Genomic DNA, 20,003 nt, shown 5'->3' with positions numbered 1-20,003 from the left:
TTTCGATTCCATGCGACAGCTTCCATGACTTCCCCCGTGCCAACCTCTTCTTCGTCCTCCTCGTCCTCCTCGCCTGCCGCCGTCCTCAAGGACGCTTGGGACAAGCTGCCCGACACCGCAGATCGTTTCCTCCATCGAGCACACCCTTACGACTACGAAGCGGCCGGCGTCGACGCGGAAGGGGTCCTGCTGCTGTTGACCCGGCGTTGGGCGGCGTCGTGGAAGTCGGAGGCGCCGTCGACGTCGATCCGCCCCGTTCCGGTCGAGGTCGTCGACGCGGCGCGGCGCATCCTCGAACCCGACATGGACCCGACCCTGCCCGGCGAGCGCCCGTTGCTGGAGCGGGCGTCGCAGGCGCTTGCGCGTGGGCTCTGGCATGCGGATCCCGGGTCGCTCCATCTCGCGTACATCGAGATCAAGGCGTTCCTCTGGGGGAAATATCCGGAGACCTTCGTCGTCGGCCAGACGACCGAACCGTTCGTCAACGTGCTGCCGGATGCGATCCTGAGCGGCACCGGGTACGGTGTGCCGGTCGATCCTGGCGCCGCCCGCTTCAGGGAAGAACAGCGATGGGCGGGCGGCGCGAAGGTGAACAGCACCACTGCCTTCTTCCTGCAAGGCGTGCAGGCCGTCAACGAACGGATCCGTGATCTGGCAGCGTCGGGCGCGTTCGCGGACGACACGGCCGGGTCCGGCGTGCGGGGCCAGCTCTCCCACCTGATCGAGGAGGTCCTGCGGTCCGCCCTGACCGGGCACACGCTCACGGTCAATGCCGACCTGGTGGACGCGCTGACCGGCTCGTCGGCGACGCGGGACCAGGAGCGTCTGGCCGCCTTCTGGAAGGTCTATCCCGACGTGCAGCGGGCCGCGGACCACGCCGTTCTGGCTGCGCCGGACGTCCTGTCGATCAAGGACGGCGTGGTGGGCGTCTCGGACCGGCTGGTCCTCCCGCCGACACCGGGGACCCCGTCGGCCGTCGACGAGGGCCAGCCCTGGAAGCTCTTCGCGAAGGGTGAGCCGGCGGCGAAGCAGACCCTGGATCGTGCCAAGGGAACGCTCACGATCGAACTGACCGACGCGCGTGCGCCGCACACCAAGACCATCAGCTTCCAGCCCTGGCAGGCAGCGGACGGCGAGGCCGCGCGCGTGCGGCAGGACGACGCGCTGCGAAGGCTCGAGGAGTTCTGCGTCGCGCACTTCCGCGGCGCCCAGAACATGCCGGACCACCTCGTCATGGAGGGCGGACATCTCAAGACGGGGAACCTGACGCTCGCCCAGCAGATCCCGTCGGGCTGGCGTCTCGATCGCCCGGCCATCCGCGAAGCCGTCAGCTTCTTCGACACCTTTTGGGCACCGGACGACAAGACGCCGGTGTCGCAATGGCAGGGCCCGAAAAAACCGCTCCCGGCCACACCCACCACGGGAACCCTGGCCGAATTGCGCATCGTCCTGCAGGTCCAGGGGGACTGGGTCACGCAAGACTCGGCCAACAAGCTGACCGAGAAGGCGCCTGATTCCACCCTGTGGATCCAGTACGCCCCCAACGGGGAGTCGCGCGTCCTTCACGGCGGATCACTGGTGGATCTCATCGGGCCGGAGACGTCCGTCAAATTGATCATCGACGGGCATGGCGCCCGCGTGTGGAACGGCGGCGGAACGACTGTCGTGGGCCACCACGGCGCGCAGGACCTGGCGCTGCTGGCGACGGAGACCCTGCGCAGGCACGGGATCCAGCAACTGGTGGATCGTGTGGTGCTGCATGCCTGCGCCATCGAATCGTCGGCAACCGACACCAGCTTCGCCAAGCCGTTCCTCGATAGCGCGCTCAATGCCGGGCTGGTGACGTCCACGGCCACCGTGACCGCCTACCGGAACCTGGTCTACATCACATCGGAGGAAGGACGCACCACCGCACCCTTCTCGGGGGCTGAGCGTCGGCATCGCGCGTCCGGCGTGACGATGATCTTCCAGAAGCGCCCTGGCGGCGACGAGATCACCATCCGCGACAAGTATCCGGCGCTACCAGGCGACGCGCCGGATCCGGATCTTGCGGAGTTCGACGATCTGCGGCCGGAGCGTCCCCCCGTCCTCAAGGACGACTGGGACAGACTGCCCGAGAGCGGACATCGCTTTGTCGACTGGTCCCATCCGTACGACACCGAGCGGCCTGCCGTCGACGCGGAAGGTGCCTTGCTGCTGCTGACGAAGCGATGGCAGGCCTCGTGGAAGGAGGAGGCGCCATCGACGGCGACAACGACGGCGATAGCGCCTTGCCCGCAGGAACTCGTCGAGACGGCTCGGCAGAGCCTGGCACCGAGGAGGGACGTGACCCGGTCGGGGCCTTCCCACGTCCGTCTGCTGGACGAGGCGTCGTCGGCGCTCGCCCAGGGGCTCTGGGAGGCGGATCCTGAAAAGATCCATCTCGCCTACGTGACCCTCAAGCGTTTCGTCGGAAATGGCCATCCGGAGACCTACGCCGTCGGCACGACGGCCGAGCCCTTCGTCAACGTGCTGCCCGATGCGATGTTGAGCGGCACCGATCACGGTGCGCGGATGAATCGCCATGCTGTCCACTATTCGGAAGAGGTGGCCAGGCAGGGCCGGGCGAAGGTCTCGAGCACCACGGCCTTCTTCCTCGAAGCGATGCAGGTCGTGAACCGACGCATCCGCGACCTTGCCACGTCGGGAACGATCGCGGTCGACGCTGCCGGACCCGGGACGCGGGGCCAGCTCTCCCACCTGATGGAGGAAGTCCTGCGGTCCGCCTTGACCGGGCACACGCTCCAGCTCAACGGGGATCTCATCGAGGCGCTGACCGGCTCCCCGGCCACGCGGGACCAGGCGCGCCTCGCCGCATTCTGGAAGGTCTATCCCGATGTGCAGCGGGCGGCGGACCAGGCCCTGCTGACCCCGCCGGTGATCCTGTCGATGAAGGACGGCGTGGTGGGGACCGCGGACAAGCTGGCCGTCCAGCCGTTCCGGCAGGCGCCGCCGGACGTCGACGAGCGCCAGCCGTGGAAGACCTTTGCGACGCGCGCTCCCGAGGCGGACCAGATCCTGGACCGCGCCGGGGGGACGCTGACGATCAGCTTGACCGACGAGCGCTCGCCGTACACCAAGACCATCCGCTTCGAGCCCTGGACGCCGGCCGACGGCGAGGCCGCGCGACTGCGCCAGAACGAGACGCTCCGCTGGATCGAGGACTTCTGCGTCACGCACTTCAGCGGCACCTGGAACCTGCCGGATCACCTGGTCATGGAGTCGGGACGCCTCAAGACGGGGCGACTGACGCTCGCGGAGCAGTTCCCCGCGGGCTGGCGTCTCGATCGCCCGGCGGTCAGAGAAGCCATGTCCCGCTTCGGCGCGCTTTGGGCACGCGACGAAGCGCCGGTGTCGACGTGGCCGTTGCCGACCACACCCCTGGAGGCCGCGCCATCGACGGGGACCCTGGACAAGTTGTTCATCGTCCTTCAGGTGCAGGCGGACAAGGTCATCCAGGATGGGTCCTTCCTCAGGACGAGCACGGCGCCGCGCGCCACGATCTGGATCCAGATGGACTCCTCCGGGGAGTCGCGCATCGTTCACGGGGAGTCGCTCGCCTCGCTGGTCGGACCGACGACGTCCGTCAAGCTGATGGTCGACGGCCATGGTTTCCGCGTCTGGAACGACGGCGGAAAGATCACCTTGGGCGGCCGCGGTCCGGACCAGCTGGCGCGGTCCGCGACGGACACGCTGCGCAGGCATGGCATCCACAAGCCCGTGGATCATGTCGTCCTGCTGGCATGCGCCCTCGAGTCGTCGGCGGCCGACACGGGTTTCGCCAAGCCGTTCCTCGAGAGCGCCTACAAGGACCGGCTGGTGTCCCCCGCGGTCACCGTGACCGCCTACCGGCACCTGATGTACCTCTCGGAGGAGGAGGGGCGCACCTCGGCGTCCTACCAGGGCCAGCAGCGACAGCATCACGCCCCTGACGTGACGCTGGTCTATCAGCGCAACCCCGTGACCAAGGAGATCACCGTCCACGACAAGTATCCGGCGGTGCACGGGCTGGCCGGGGCCGAGCCCTGGACGCCACCGCTGCACCGTCGCGCGGCGTTTCGCCATGCCCCGTTGATCAAGGTCGCGCCGAAGGACAGGCAGGTGCTGGCCGCCATGCCCAATCCGGGCCTGCTCGACCTGGTGACCGGAGAGCTTCAGCGCTACCTGCCGCGCTTCGAAGGCACGACGACGACGAACCAGGCGGCGGTCGACAGGGCGATCGCGTCGCTGTGGCACCTGCTGGCCCACGATGCGACCGTGGCCGCGGACGCCAGCCCCGAAGCCACGAAGCAGTCCGCGAGGGACCGGATCGAAGCGGAGTTCGGCAAGCAGCGGACCGCCAAGGTGGAGACGCTGCTGCGCGAGGCCGGCGAATCCCTGGTCGCGGGCCTGGGCGACGTGGATCCGGTCAGGCTGTACGACGCCTACCTGAAGACGGGCGCCGCCTGCGAGATCACGCGCGGCACCAAGGCGGAACGCCTGGAGCTGCATGACGTCGCGTCGGGCTGGTTCGCCACGGAATCCGACCTCGATCTCGACCTGCGCGACCGGTCCGAGCTGCGCCACGCGCGCGTGGTGCAACGGGACGGGATGGCCTTCATCGTCGCGTCGTCGGATGCGATGCGCAGGCTGGAGGCTTCCGCCACCGGCGACGATGGCGCGCGCATGGCGTCGGCCCGCGTGATGGAGCAGATCGTGCGCGCCACGATCCTCAGGGAGCCGTTCCTCATCGACGCGGACGCGGTGGTGCACATGGCCTCGTCGTCGGTCCCGGCGGACCAGCACCGGCTGAACGCGCTGCGCGCGACCTACCTGATGCAGCAGCGCCTGGCCGAACGCGGCTTGTCGCCCGCACCGAAGTTCGTTTCCCTGTTCGATCGCGGCGCCGGCGAGTGGAGCGCCCTCGCCGGCGGCGGGCTGATGGCCAGCGATGCGGACCTGCTCAATGCCTTGTCGGGTCCTTTGCCGCCGCCGCTGCCGTTGAGGGACACGGCGGTGCCCGTCGACCCGGAGGCCCCGCTGCGCGGGCTGACGGGCGGCAAGCGGGCCCTCGTGCAGACGCTGGATCGCGGGCAGGGGCGCATCGATGTCGAGCTGTTCAAGGGGGGCAACGACGGCGCGCCGGCCGACGGGCGCCGGTTCAAGGCCAGCGTCTTCGTCGATCCGCTGCCGGCCGACGCCACGCCTGATCAGCGCGCAGGGCAGGACCGTCAGATCCGCCAATTGGACGACTTCATCCGGGCCCACTTCAACCGCGTGCTCGACAAGCCGGAGAACGGCCTGCCGCCGGAGATCCGCCTCCAGGGCAAGGAGATCCTCGTCGGCCGATTGCGCGTGGCGACGGAGCAGGACGGACGCTGGATCGCCGATACCGAAGCGATCAGCCGCGCGGCGGCCACCCTGTGGGTGCATGACCGGATCGCTCCCTCGTTCGAGGACACCCGCCTGCGCCTGGGCCGGACGACGCCCTGGTCCGACAAGCCGCTCAAGCACCTGACGCTCGTCCTCCAGATGGAGGATGACGCGGGCATCGCCTACAACGCCCGCCACATGGTGGCGCGCAAGCCCGATGAGACGGCCTGGGTTCAACTCAACCGGCAGGGCGGGTTCAAGATCGTCGACGGGGAGACGCTGATCCGCGGCCTGGCGTCGCGGGGAGAGGTCAAGCTCGTGATCGTCGGGCACGGCGCCCGGCTTGGCAGCCTGGACGAAGCGGCGCTCTCCGACTATTCGGCGTCCGCGCTGGCCCTGCGCGTGAACCAGGCGCTCGAGGAGCTCCGGCTGCCACGACGCGTCGAACGGACCACGCTCTTCTCCTCCGCGCTGGAGTCCCCGGTGTTCCCCCGCAGTTTCGCCGGCGAGTTCCTGGTCGCCGCCGACAAGGCCGGATTCCTGAGGCCGAACGCCGCCGTGACCGCGTACGCGGAGAAGGTGGCCTTCTCGCCCTTCGGAGGAGGGCGCCAGACCCAGCCCACCGGCGATGCCCCCATGGCGGCGCATCGCCCCGACACGACCTTCACCTTCCAGATCGATCACAAGACGGAGACGGAGACGAAGACCGTGGTCCGGAACGACAAGTATCCGGGCGCGTCGGAGGACGGGTTCATCGGTGTCGCGCAGCGCGGCGACGCCGACGCCGATCCCCGCCGCGGAGTCAGCTTCGCGGATGACGTGGAAATCATCCGTCAGCCCGGCCAGGCCGGGAAGCTGTTCGAGCTTTTCTCGACGCTGAAGGGCACGTTGAAGAAGATGCCGCTCGACGGGAAGCCGGGCGTTCCGACGGGAGTCTTCGAAGAGACACCCGACGCGATCGTCGCGGCGGTCCTGCGCCGTCTGACGGAAGTGAGTGGAACGCAGCCGCAGGCCGTCGCGGATCGCTTGCCGGGTGGCGCGAGGTTGATGGCCGACGGCCTCTGGCTGAAGGATCCGGACCTGGTGCATGACGGGTACGTGGCCTTGTCCCGCGCCTACGACCTTGATGACCAGAAGCCCGGGCATTGGCAGGTGGACGATCGTCCGATGGGCGTCGTCGACCGGGTGAGGATGCCTTCCGATGTGCTGTCGCAGTACGACAAGTCGTTGAATCTGCCGATCGAGGATTTCGCCTTCATGGAAGGCCTGGCTGCCGGCGTTCGGGCCCTGGAGGACCTGCCCTCGGGCTCGGCGGGCGACGCGGTCCGTCTCCAGCTGGGTCGGCAGCAACTGGCGCTGCTGCAGGCGACCTTGAGCGGGCGACCGTTCACCGTGGACACGGATCACCTGGACGCCCTGTCCGCCTCGGGAGAGATCGGTGATCGCGCGCGGCTGCGCGTGCTCGAGATCGTGCACGGCACGTCGATGAAGCTGGCACGCAAGGGCATCATGCAGACGCCGGTCTACCTGAGCGATTTCCCGCGAAGTGCAGACGCGGGATGGGAGACGCATGAGGACGGCAGTCACCTCCATCGCGGCGACCTGCTGGTGGATCTGCTGCCGGGGCGCCGGGCGCAGGTGACGCGGGCACGGACGGAAAGCAGCCTCGCGTTCGACGAGGTCCATCCGCTGTCCCGTCTGCACGCGTTCATGCCTGACGCGAAGCAGACGCTCGACCGCGGGGCGGGCACGATCACGGTCATCTGGCCTCGAACCATCGAGGGGCGGCAGGCCGACTCCGTGCTGCGCTTCTCCGAGGCCGATGCCATTCCCGGCTCGCACAGTCAGCGCCTGCAGGAGAGGGAGATCCGCGCGATCGACGACTTCCTCGTCGGTGCGTTCTTCGACTCGTCCGTCTCGTCGCACAACGCCCTGCCGGGGGACATGAGGTTCCATGAAGGCACCTTGACCGCCGGTCGCGCCGACCTCGCCCGACGTTCGGGCGGCCGGTGGGTGGTGCAGGAGGAAGCGTTCCGCCAGCATTGGTCGGGCGTGGGGTCGCGTGGCTTCCTGAAGGTGTCGTCGACACCGGCCTCGTCGTGGGCCCACGATCTTCACGGGCTGCGCTGGCCGGCGGGGACGGCGGCGCGAGTTCCTGCGGCCGGGATCCTGCTCATCCTGCAGATGGACGATGACCCCGTCCTGCTCGGCTATGCGCGCCGGAGCATCATTCGCCATCGCGACGAGGTGGTCTGGGTCCAGGTGGACAGGGCCGGCAATCACGTGGTGCGGTGGGGAGAGCGCCTGCTGCTGCAAGCCGGGCCTGAGCTTCCCGTCAAGATCGAGATCGTCGGCCATGGCACACACGATCGGGCCACGCGGTCCCAGGTGCTGTCCGGATATCTGTCCACGAAGCTGGCGGACCACGTGGCGCCGGTCCTCGACCAGTTGAAGCTGAAGGCGAGGGCCGACCGTGTCACGCTGGTCTCCTGCGCGCTGGAGACACCTTCCGTCAAGCACAGCTACGGCAGCGAATTCGTGGACTACGCGATCAAGATGGGCGTGCTCCCTCGGACGGCCTCGCTGGTCGCATACGGCGAGCGGCTGGCGTTCCTACTGGATGCCGGCGACGAGGCGCTGCCCCGACGCACAAGCCGTTACCGCGGTGCGAGCGAGATCGTTCATGCACCGGGAGTGACCTGGACCTTCAGGAAGGATCCCGACTCGGAAGACATCATCCGGACCGACAAGTACCCGGCGGACGACGTCCATTCGTCCGGACTGGACCATGTCATGGTCCTCGACGGTGAGAAGGCCACCCATGTCCGGCCGGGGCGCGCCGGCACCCTGTCCGAGCTGTTCGGCACGCTGACGGCGACGCAGGGCAAGAGCGGCCTTGCCACGATCCAGACGGGGCCCGCGCCGGACGCCATGGTCACGGCGGTGCGCGAACGACTGACGTCGCTGTACGACGCTCTGAACAGCGGGCCGGGGATGGACCTGGGCCCGCCTGCACGGTTGATCGCCGACGGCATCTGGCAAAGCAGGCCCGGGAAGTTGAACGAGGCCTTCGTCCAACTGACCGACCTCGTGGCGGACCGCGGGTGGATGTCGAAGGCGACCTGGAGCGAGGACCCGATGGGGGTCGTGGACCGGGTGCGCATGCCCTTGCAGATGCGCCTGAAGTTCGACACGGTCACGACCGTGCCGCTGCCCGACGCCGCCCTCCTGGACGGCATGAAGTCTGCAGTGCAGGCCATGGAAGGCATGCCCGCGGACATGCAGCCGGACGCGTTCGGGCGGGCCTTCGCCCGTCAGACGCTGTCGTTGACGGAAGCGACGCTGAGCGGGCGGCCCTTCACCATCGACGCGGACGCCGTGTTCCGGATGTCCGGCTCGAAGCAGGCGGGGGACCGCGCGACGCTGGACGTCCTGAACGTCGTGCACGGCACGGCGATGCAGATGGCGGGCAGGAACCTGATGCAGGTGCCGATTTACCTGACCGATGGCCCCCAGACGGATGCCGGCTGGACGAAACCGCAAGATGCGGACGGCAGCTACTTCCATCGCGGCGACATCCTGGCGGACATCCTGCCCGAGCGCAGGGCGAAGCTCGACCTGCTGCGGACCCCGCCCGTGGTCGAGATCACCGACGCGAATCCGTTGCCGAGCCTGACCCGCCTGATGCCGCAGGCCCGGCAGACGCTCGACCGTGCACGCGGCACCGTCCGGATCGTCTGGCCCGACGACATGAGGGACGGCCGGCAGGCCGATTCGGTGTTGCATGTCGAGCCATCCGATGCCGCGCCTGGAACGCAGGGGCGGCACAAGCAGGACACGGCCATCGCGGCGCTCGATGATTTCATCATCGGCGAGTTCCTCTCATCGGCAGGCCCAGTGCGCAACAGCGTGCCGGCCAAACTGACATTCGACGGGAAGGAACTGCACGCCGGTCATTCCCTGCTGGCCAAGCGGGCCGAGGGGCGATGGGTGCGGAACGACGATGCCGTGCGGGAGGCCGTGGAGATCCTCAATCCGCAAACGCCGCTGACCAGGAATCTGAAGCCTGCACAGGAGTGGGACGCCGGTCTGGACGGCGCCCTGTCGGGTGCGGTCACGACGGGCAAGGGACGCCGGCTGCTGGTCCATCTGCAGATGGAGGATGACATCGCGATGCTCAAGTTTGCGCGGCGGACCGTCCGGACCCATCCCGACGAAACCGTGTGGATCCAGGTGGACCGGGAAGGCGCTCATGTGATCCGGTACGGGGAGCATCTCCTGAAGCAGGCCGGTGCCGAGCTCCCGGTGAAGATCGAGATCAGCGGGCATGGCGGTCACGATCCCGCGACGCGGACGCAGCGGCTGTCGGGCTACAGCAATACGGATCTGGTGGAGCGCGCAAGCGCGGTGATCGGGGACCTCGGACTGATGTCGAGCGCGCGCCAGCTCACGCTCGTCTCGTGCGCGATCGAGGCCCCGCCGGTGGCGGAGAGCTTCGGCCGGGGGTTCATGGAGACGGCGATCGCCAAGGGTCTCGTCCACGAGGATGCGTCGATGGTGGCGTACGGCGAAGTGCTGATCCGGCAGACGGGGCTGCTGGCGGACGCGGAGCCGTCGCGCACAACGCGCATGCATTCGGACGCGGCGCCCACGAAGCACAAGCCCGGCGTGACCTGGATGTTCAAGAGGGATCGCGACACCCCCGAGATCGTGCGGACGGACAAGTATCCGGACACGGGGACGGCGACCGCGCCCGTAGACGCCACCGGTGACGAGGACTCGGCATGGGACGGGCTCTGGGAGCAACGGCAGGCGTGGGAGGCGCAGACGCGGGAATCCGTGGCGGAGGGGCTGGCCGGACGCACGCTGAGCATGGGCGGCATCGACGTGCCGATGTCCTTCCTGGCCACGCTGGGCGCGGAGATCGACGGCCAGCCGCTGACGATGGATCTGCTGCGGTCGTTGGCCGATGTTCCGGGCGATCCGTTCGCGCGACTCAAGATCGATGCGGACCTCTTCGCGCAATGGGTGACGCTGCTGGGTGACCGGCCCGATGCCGAGGTCGCGGACCAGCTCCGCGCATTGGACGGGTGGATGGGCGAGCGTACGAAGCAGGATGGAAAAGGGGCGGCGTTCGTCGACGAACCGTCGGTCAAGTCCCGTGAGACGCTCGACCGGCTGAACGTTGCAGTCATCAGCGAAAGGGAAGCGAGCGCTGCGACAGAGCGAGTATTGGCCGGCTTGAGGGGGGAAGAAGGCCTTTCCAGTCAGGTCTTCGGGGGGTTGACGCCGGAGATGCGCGTGGCCATCGAAGCGGAGAACGCCGCGATGGCGAGGCGTGCCAGGGCGGAATCGGGTTCGAGCGGTGACAACTCCCCGAACGGTGGCTCGACCGCCAAGGAAGTGCCGACGATCAAGCCGGTCTCCGACATCGATATCGATGCCGCGAGAGATGCCGCGCTGATCAAGGCCGTGCAGGGCGACGTTGCGGAGCCCAAGAGCCTGTTCGGCCAGGTTTTCGTCTGGGACCGCTCACCGACGGCGGGCGCGGGGCTCAGGGAATGGTTGGCGAAGAACGGGCTGACCCCCGATGATCTGGCGGACATGCCGAAGGCGACGGTCTCGCGCGAGGCGGATACGCCGATCGAGAAGGTGGCCAGGGAGATCGGGCGCCGCGCCGGCAACGAGGGCGGCATCGACTTCGAGAAGATGAAGGGCCTGAACAAGGACAACGCGCTCGCCGGTTTGCTGGAGATCGGCGCGGTGCGAGCCGACAAGTTCGGGTTGCGACTGGACCACGAAAGCCTGAGGTCGTTCATCGACGGCGGCGACCTCGTGAAGCTCGCCCACGCGGGACGCGCCTTGCGCAAGCTTCCACGAAATGCCTATCGAGCGATGCTGGATTCGGCGACGGACAGCGTGGTCCGGAACTTCATGGCGCAGCAGCGCAGCTTGCGGAGGATCAACATCAAGTGGCTCAAGGGGGTGACTGACAACGTGGACGGTGCGGTCGATTTCGTGGACACCGTTCAGGGCGTCTACCAGATCATGACGAACTGGGATCACATGAGCCCGACCACGAAGGGCTTGAGCATCACGCAGACGCTGAGCGTTGTCGTCTCTCCACTGGCCATGATGGCAGGACGAGCGCTGCTCACGCTCGGACCGGTGGCCCGTTCCGCAGTGCTTCGCGGAATCAGCGCGGGACTGGCTGGCGGTGCGGCCAATGTCGCGTTCTCGAGCGTCGGAGTCGCATCCTGCATCCTGCAGTGGCAGGACTTCCAGAAGAGCGGCCTGGGTACCGACAGCAGTGCCTACAAGAGTCTGGTCTTCAGCACGGTCATGACGTCCATCTCATTCGCGATGGCGTTGACCGGCGCAGGGCTCGGCGTGGCGACGGTCCTCGCGGGTGGCGCCGCAGCCATTGCCGGCACTGCGCTCGGTGCGGCGTCGAGCATCATGGGTGCCGTCGCGGCACCGGCCGCACTGGTCATGTTCGTCGCCAGCGCGCTGGCGCAGGCGCTGTTCTGGTTCGACGAATTCGGCCAGTACATCCATGAGTCGACCACCGCCAGCGAAAAGGCGTTGGCCGGGTTCGCCAAGGCCTTCGGCTTCTCGACAGATGTCACGCTGAGAGCGGAGATCGAGAAGTCCGCGCGGGAGGCCGCCGCCCGGCTCTCAAGCGCGTTGAAAGACGATTTCAGGCAAGCCCTCGAGTTCGAGGCCGAGATGCTGTCCAAGCAGGGCTACGACAGATTCATGATGCCGGATGTGCACTATCCGGTCGCGTCCACGACGTTCCACGATGCCGAGTCGGGTCCGAAGTACAACTACGTCCTTCAAGCGAAGCCAGCAACGGCAAGCCGTTTTCTCGACGTCGTCAAGGAACCCAAGGGGCGGGACCTGCCATCGGGCGTCGCCTGGCTGTCCATGGACAAGCTGGTCGGGACCAAGCGCTTCAGCCGCGTAGGAGATGGCCCGCAGTTGTTTCAAGTCGGGAATCTCGTCGACGCCACCGTGGTAGGCGGCCATGGCATCGATCGCTTCCACTTGAAAAAGACCGACGGGGTGAAACTCTTCGGGCCCTCCGGTGAACATGTGAAGCCCAATCCCGAAGACGAAATCCAGATCGATGCCGAGGGATCAGATCTGACGATCAGGCGGGACCCGGACGCACAGGGCGGTCTCCTGCGCATCGGCTACCCGAAACTGCGTGAGACCCAGGTGTACGGGGTTCATCGGGTCGTGGTCCGCAACGCGGCCAATGCCGACCTGACCGGCTCCGACGAACACGAGCTGTTCGACATCTCGGCCAAACGAGGGCACATCCGAGGCAACGGGGGGCGCAACACGTATGTCCTGCGGAATGGCAATGAGATCACCTCGACATCGGGCGACGTGGCCATCTGGATGCGCGGCGTCGGCAACGCCGCCGTCGACGTGGGTGGCAACGACACCGCCAGCCTGCTGCTCAAGATCGACGTGCTGTACGAGTCGCTGGCCTTGCGTCGCGACGGGCAGCATTTGCTCGTTCTCATCGGAACGGAGTCACTGACACTGAAGCGCTACTTCGATCGGATCGAGAAGTCGCGGCTGGTGATCTTCGTCGACGCGCTCGGAACGGTGATCACGCTGATGGATCCCGGCGTGATCAAGGACAAGGCCGTTCGCGTCACCGAACTCGACAAGCACCTGGTCCTTGGCACCGACCTTCCGGCCTCGCGGAGGACTTTCTCCGGCGACAACGCCTACAACCGCATCCATCTTTCCTCCGGCGCGGGCGACCTCCGTGTCCTGCCGATGACAGGGATGTCGATGGACTTCTCTCTCGATGTTCCGGTGGCGCGCCTCCGGATGCTCTCGGATGGCGATGACCTTCTGCTCGTCGAGACGCCGCCGGCCGATGCGCCGAAGGACTTCGCACCGCTGCGATTGCGGTTGTCGGGGCAGCAGCACGTCACGACGCTGACGAAACCTGCCGGCATCACCGTGTGGGCGAAGGACAAGGACGGGACGCCGGTCGCCGTGATGCTGCCGGAAAGCGGCGAGCCGGTCGACGGTCCGGCCCTCGCTCGCGCCGCGGTCAAGGCGCCGGAAGGCGGTGCCGTGACGGGCAGCGATCCTGCGCCGATCACTGGACAAGGGACGGACCAGGACGACGTGATCGACGCCCGGGATCTCGCGAAGGACATCGTCCTCCGTGGCGGCAAGGGGGCGGACACGTATCGGCTTCGCGCGGGACAGTCCGTCATCATCGACAACAGCGCAACGGATGACGCGATGGATGTCCTCGCGGTGGAGTTCGAGGATGCCGCCGGTCTTGCAGCACCCGGCCCGCGTAGTGAGGTGTCATCGACCGATGGCGATTCGATGATCCATCTCCGTGGCGTTCTGGAGGGCATGCGTTTCTCGCGTCTGGGAGACGACCTCCAGATCGATCTCGCCGGCGGCAAGGTCATTCTCCGAAAGCATGCGGCGATGACGCAGGCGCGTCACCTGTCACTGGCCATCTCGGGAAAGCGCTTCGCCTTGCCCGTCTTCCAGGACGGCATCATGGTGCACCGGCCTTCCGGCACGGACGAGATCGTTCTGGCCACCGCGCAGGGGTCCCACCTGATCCTGCCCTCGCCCGCGGCGGCATGGGATCTCAAGCAACCGGCAAGGCGTGTCTTGATGTCCGGGACCGGCAAGTGGCTGAGATACGGGGCCATGGCGCAGTTCCAGGTGGACGGGGACCGTCCCACCACCGTCATGGTGGTGGACTACCACCGGGCTCCCGAGGCATGGCGTCTCACGGATGTCGCTTCTCTCGACGTCGGCCCGTCGGCGTCCGCCGCCGATCCGGAAGGCGTTCATCGCATCGCCGAGGATCTGCGGCACGGCAGGCCCGGACCGGCAGGCGGTTATCCGCAGGCGGAAGTCACCGCCCATCTGGTGACGCGAGGCATGCCAAAGCAGATCGCGGAGCAGATCCGCAGCAACAGCGCGGACGGGTTGCGACGGGTGCATCAACTGCTGGCCGTCGCCGTCGATGGCAACGGCTGGACGCTGCCCGCGACGTTCATCGACGCCTACGCGAAGAGCGCCATCCAGGCGTTGCCTCATCACGGACCGATGATCCGCCATCTTGCTTCCCGCCCGTTCCCGCTGGCCGAGAAGGCGTTGACCAAGGATTTTCCCCTTGCGCATCTTCAGGCATTCGAGTCCTGGGCCTCGGTTCACATGGGCGGCGTTTCTGCAGAAGCGGGCGCCGTCGATGCCGCCTTGGGAGACTTCATCCGGATGCTGAAGGGCGAGAAACATTTGGCGCCTGTTGCCGCATCGTTGCTCGCCAAAGCCCTTGAGCTGAAGGGGCGCCCGTCGATCATCGCGGAGCAGCTGGCGCGCGCCATGTTGTTCGCCGACACGATGGACGATCAATGGGTGGCAGACATGTGGCAGGCCGGTGTCGTTCATCACGACGTCTTGTCCCGTCTGCACAAGGCCGACGTGTCACCGCTGGACGTGGTACTTGGCAATGCGAATCGCGCACGCTATGAGGAGCGCGGCGATCGTTCGGCGTTGATCAGGGTCGATACCTCATCCACGTTCAAGAGCAGTCCGAAGACGATCTACCGATATACCTCCAACCATTACCTCAAGCGTGACTGGAAAGGCCACGGATTTACACAATGGCATGTCAAGCCTGAACAAGGTGTTGTCTATGACCTCGTTCCCGGAGACGTCTTCGACCAGTCCGGGGATTCGCCAGACCCGAAAGCCGAACTCGAAAAATGGGAAAAGAAGCTCGACGAAGGGAGGAGTTCGTTCGAGAAACTTCCGCTGGAGGAGCGCAAGAAGGCTTGCGCTAAAAGCCTCGCGGGTGCGGCGAGGATGCGCAGCTGCTCGACTTCGAAACCCAGTATTCCGGACGATCTCCCGGCGCTGTCCTCCGTGGTCCGGCTGCAGCTCAAAGGGATTCTCACCGCGACGCAGCATGTCGTCGACGGCGCGTGGGACGGCCGATCCACGCCCGGCAACCTGGTCGACGGTTTCGAGGGGCATGACGAGATCGTCGCATGGCGACCTGGCCCGTCGACTCCTTCCCCCAAGGAGGTCAAGTCCAAGCCAGACATTTCGATCAATGCCGGCAAGTTCATCCAGTTCGATTTCGCGCACCCGATCGCGTTGAATGGTTTGACGCTGACGCATGCGTCGTCGTTGTCGGCCCCTGAACTCTCACCGGGCCAGCGCGGCTACCATTCTGAATGGAAGGTCGAGGCTCAGCGTCCGGGCGGAAAGTGGATTGACGTCTCGCCGACTTGGACCGTTCGGGGCGTAGAGCATGGCACGAGCGAGGTCAAGATCATCAACACCGAAGGCGTCCCCTACCGGAGTTACCGGCTCACGGGCGTCAGTGGGCTGTTCCCCAAGGAGGCCTGGTTCAGCGAAGTCACCTTCACCACGGCGGAGGCAGGCGCAACACCCAAGTCCATCGCCGGTGCATTGCGAGAAGGCGGTTTCAGCGACGAGGAGGTCCGGTCCCTGCTCCTGCACGGCCTGTGCGACGAGGCGCAGGTCAAGCGCGCAAACGACCTGCGCCGCCACTTCGGTTCGCTGCCGCCAGCCGTCATGGTGGACGACCTGCAAAGGCACCGTTCGCTGACGGAGACGGAGATCAAGATGCTGGACGATCTGAAGGCCAGCAGGCGAGATCAACGCCGATTGGCTCCTGAGCGGCTACTCAAGGCGTTGCGTCTTCGCTCCGCAGGGCGACATGTCGAACTGCTCAACGACAGGTCGCCATTCTTCGACGACGCCACGGTGAAGGACAACGAACACCGCGAGTTCGTGACGAAGATCAAAGCGGCGCTGATCGCCAATCGCGATCTTTCCTCCCAGGAAGGCTTTCAGGACGCGGTCGCCGATGCCGAGTTCTTCTCGTCCGGATACGCGTCCGCCTTGCGTCTCGTGGACCAGCTGCATGACAAGCTTCGGAAGAGCCACGGCGAGGAGAAGGCTATGCGCGATACCGCCGCGTGGCATCTCCACATGACCGCGCTGGCGGGCGCAGCTTCGGACCGGGCCCTTAACCTGGTGGTGCAGCCGGTGAAAGCGCCGTACGTCGCGATCAGCGAGTCGATCATTGAGGCAGCCCTTGCGCGCCTGCAGGCCGCCCAGGACGGAGGCCTGCTCAAGGTGGCCATCATTTCGGCGATCCCGCCTGCCGGCGGGGCGGCGTCATGGCCGTTGCTGACGTCGAACGGGGCCGATCGCATGTACGTGTCGCCGGGCATCGACCTCGCGAGCGAGTTCCGCGCGGCTCAGGCCGGCCAGCCTGTTCCCCGTCTGGTGGCGGGCGGCTTCACCGACAGTGATGCTGTGCAGATGCTCATGGCGGGGATCCGGACGCTGAACCAGGTGACCCGCGCGATCGAATGGCGCAAGCTGTTCAAGACGCTGTCCTGGGACATCATCGCCACGGACGTGCTCTACAACGACCCCGTCGACGACGGGCAGCACAAGCTCGAACACACCCTGGGCTCGGGACTCGGGTCGACGGCACCTCGCGAGGTCAGCGACAAGGCCCTCCGAACCGGTCTCACGCTGGAAGAGAAAGCCAAGCTGATCGACGGCCTGCTGCCGGACAGCACACATGGCCTGCTCAAGGCGTCGCAGGCCTTGCCGATGTATGCGCAGGTGAAGTCGTGGTTGCACGAAGCCCAGCAGCTCCCGCGACACAGTCGCGCCGCGGACGCGCTTGCCACGATCGCGCTGGGGCTGCTCCAGGCCGCGATGGGGATGAACGATGGATTGAAGAACGCCATCGAGCAGGCCAGCAAGGCGAAGCTGCTCCGTTCAGGACATGCGGAGGTCGTCGACGCGTCGCCCTGGGCGCCGCCGACGCTGCTCGGCGTCGTATCGATGGCGCCGCGGGTGCTGCCCGGCTCCGGCTCGGCGGTCCCGGCAGAAGGTGCCCCGGCGGAGATCACCTTCAAGGCCCCGCACCACATCGTGCTCAGCGCGTATGAGCGGCTCCTTGACATGCTGGGCTGGAAGCTCAGGGCCGCGCGGAACCCCGAGGAGGACGTGATGGCGGCCCTTCGTCCGAAGTATCTCGACCTGGCCGTGCTCCGGGCCGCGATCAGCGGACAGCAGCTCCGGCTGCATGTGCCACCGGGCGACTCGCCGCAGGAAGAGGCGATCAAGACGCTGATCGAGTCGAGGCTGCCAGCCTTGCAGGAAGCCGAGGGCTTCGGCCTCGTCGACGTCACGATCGCCTCGTCGATGCCTCCCGCCAAGCCGGTGGAGCCGTGGACGACGGAGGTCGTGGATGGCAAGACCTGGTACCTGTCGCCGCAGGTGCCGCTGGACACTGCGTGGAAAGTAGCCAAAGACGGTCAGCCCATGCCCGTGTTGACGGCTGCCGGTTTCAGCGAGGAACAGGCGGAAGCGCTCTTTGCGAAGGGCGTCAGCACGCCGGAGCGCGTGGCGCGGGCCATCGTGCTGCGGGAACACTTCGGCGACCTGCCGACGGACGTCATCGCGAAGGATGTCGAGACGGCGCTCAACAACATCGACGATGCCTGGTATTGGCGCATGATCAGGCAGCATGTCTCGCCGACGCCGACTGAGTTGCTGGCGGCCGTCCGCGGCAATCTGGTCAAGCCGCTGCCGGAGGTGGTGCTCGACCCCGGCCATCTGCCCTTCTCGGAGGTCTCGTTGCAGGACGTCGGCTATGAAAAGTACCGCGAAATCATGGAAGCCGTCGTTGAGCGCCTGTCGCAACTGATGAGCGTTGAGACGAACGCCCTGGGGCGCACCGCAAATGAACTGGTGATGGCCCTCAGGGGTCGCCGCTCCTCATTGATCCACGCCATGCTGCAGTCGCAGTGGTGGCATATTCAGCGCGACCTGCGGCCTTCGGCCAGCGATTCATCTCCCTGGGATCCGGAACGCCTGCGTGGCATCGTGTCGATCGGGCAAGGTGCGGGGCCAGAAAGGGGGATCCCCAACTCCACTGCCATCGTCCTTCAGGCATACGAGCGGTATCTTGATTTGCTGGTCGCCGAACTCCAGCGCCGAGGATACGGCGAGGCCGACGTGACGGAAGCCGTCGTTCCGTTGTTCCTGCAACTGGCCGTGCTGCGCGCAGTGGCCACTGGGCGGCAACTGCGCCTGCATGTGCCGACTGAGGGATCACCCCAGGAACGGCCGATCGGTCGGTTCTTCTTCATCGAGAACGAGCTTCGCCGACTGGAAATGGCCAAGCGAGAGGGTGCCATCGATGTCGCCATCGCTTCGTTCTTGACGCCTGCGGGTGATCGGGGCAAATGGATCTCACAGGAGATGGATGGCAAGACCCTTTATGTGTCCGTGGAAGGTACCCTGGTTGAGGCATGGCGAGACGGCCTGCTGGGCGACCCGTTCAATCGTCTTGCAGCAGGTTTCGGCGAGGACGAGGCGCGATCGCTGTATGAAGCTGGCATCCAGACCATCGAGCAGGTCGACCGGGCGATTCAATTGCGCCACTTGTTCGGTGAGCTGCGATCGGAGGTCGTGCTGAATGACGTGCTCGGCAAGCCGCCGCTCAGCTCGCTGCAAGTCGAACTTGGCTCGCGCTATGGCCAGCTGTTGCGGTTACACGGGATGGACCAACTCCGCTTCGTCCGGGACACCTCGTCCGAAATCGCACCGCTGATCAAAATCTGCGACGAACTGCGGCTGAGGGGCCTTCTTGCCTTCGATGACAAGATCAGGAGCGACTATGCCGCGACGTTTCTCGAGTGGCTTTCCGGGACGCAAGATCCAGGGTGGGCGGCTGACAGCGCTGCGGTCAGTTCGCTCGCCATCGCAATGAGCCACGCGGTCGCCGGCAACTGGAAATCGCTGCCTGAAGCCTTCGTCATCGCTCGCGGGTTGAACCTTCAGTACCAGGGACAGGCCAACGTCGTCGATGCTGGGGACTGGATGCCGGATGTCATGGGCCGCCATGCGAAGCTCGTTCCTGCGGATGACGGGGGCAAAGCGTCGGCCATGGCCGCGTCCGACTACATCGTCCTGCAAGGGTATAAGCGTCTCCTCGACAGGGTGCATGCCGAACACCTGAAGGGGGGAGCAACGGAGGGCAGCAGGGAGCTTCTGGAAAAGTCCTACTTCCACCTGCAAGTGCTTTGCGCCGTCGCGACGCGGCAGCGCGTCGAGCTGCACACGCCGCAGGGAGAATCCGATCGGGACCGATCGATTCGGGAAGCGTTCAGCGACCTGCGCCGTTCATTGGAGAAGGTCCAGTCCTCGGGACTACTCAAGCTCGACTTCCTGACCGAAGTCGTCGCTCGGGCGAGCGCAGGGAAGACCGAATCCGATGCCCCTGCGCCACTGACTCTGGACGGGGATATCGGGCGCGCCGCGGAGGAGTCCGTTTCGGATGGAGCCACTGGTGGCGATTCGATGCGCCAGGCCAACCTGCTCAAGCAGGCGGTGTCGTCGCAGCAGCACGAGGGCGCCAGCGGCACCAGCACATTCGGCGTGTCGAAGACGCAGTCCGCGGAGAAGATGCTCGCCGGGCAGGCGACCTGACGCGCTGACTGCGCCATGGCGCCGCCGCCCGTCAGGCGGTGGCGCCAGCACCA

At 66.5% G+C, this 20,003-nt stretch carries 1 protein-coding gene; it reads left to right on the top strand.

Going from position 1 to position 20,003, the window contains the following annotated elements; all coding sequences use genetic code 11:
* The first annotated feature begins 24 nt into the window (after nt 1-24).
* Complete coding sequence (locus AC07OZ_RS26285) at nt 25-19,950, top strand: C80 family cysteine peptidase (protein ID WP_495469992.1); 19,926 nt, start codon at nt 25-27, stop codon at nt 19,948-19,950.
* Nucleotides 19,951-20,003 lie beyond the last annotated feature (53 nt).

Source organism: Roseateles sp. GW821-FHT09G03 (assembly GCF_059416045.1).
This window is presented reverse-complemented; position numbering and strand designations above follow the sequence as displayed.

What these genes read in the sequence shown, in the direction of transcription:
- AC07OZ_RS26285 (WP_495469992.1), top strand. Translation starts at nt 25, where the DNA reads ATGACTTCCCCCGTGCCAACCTCTTCTTCGTCCTCCTCGTCCTCCTCG.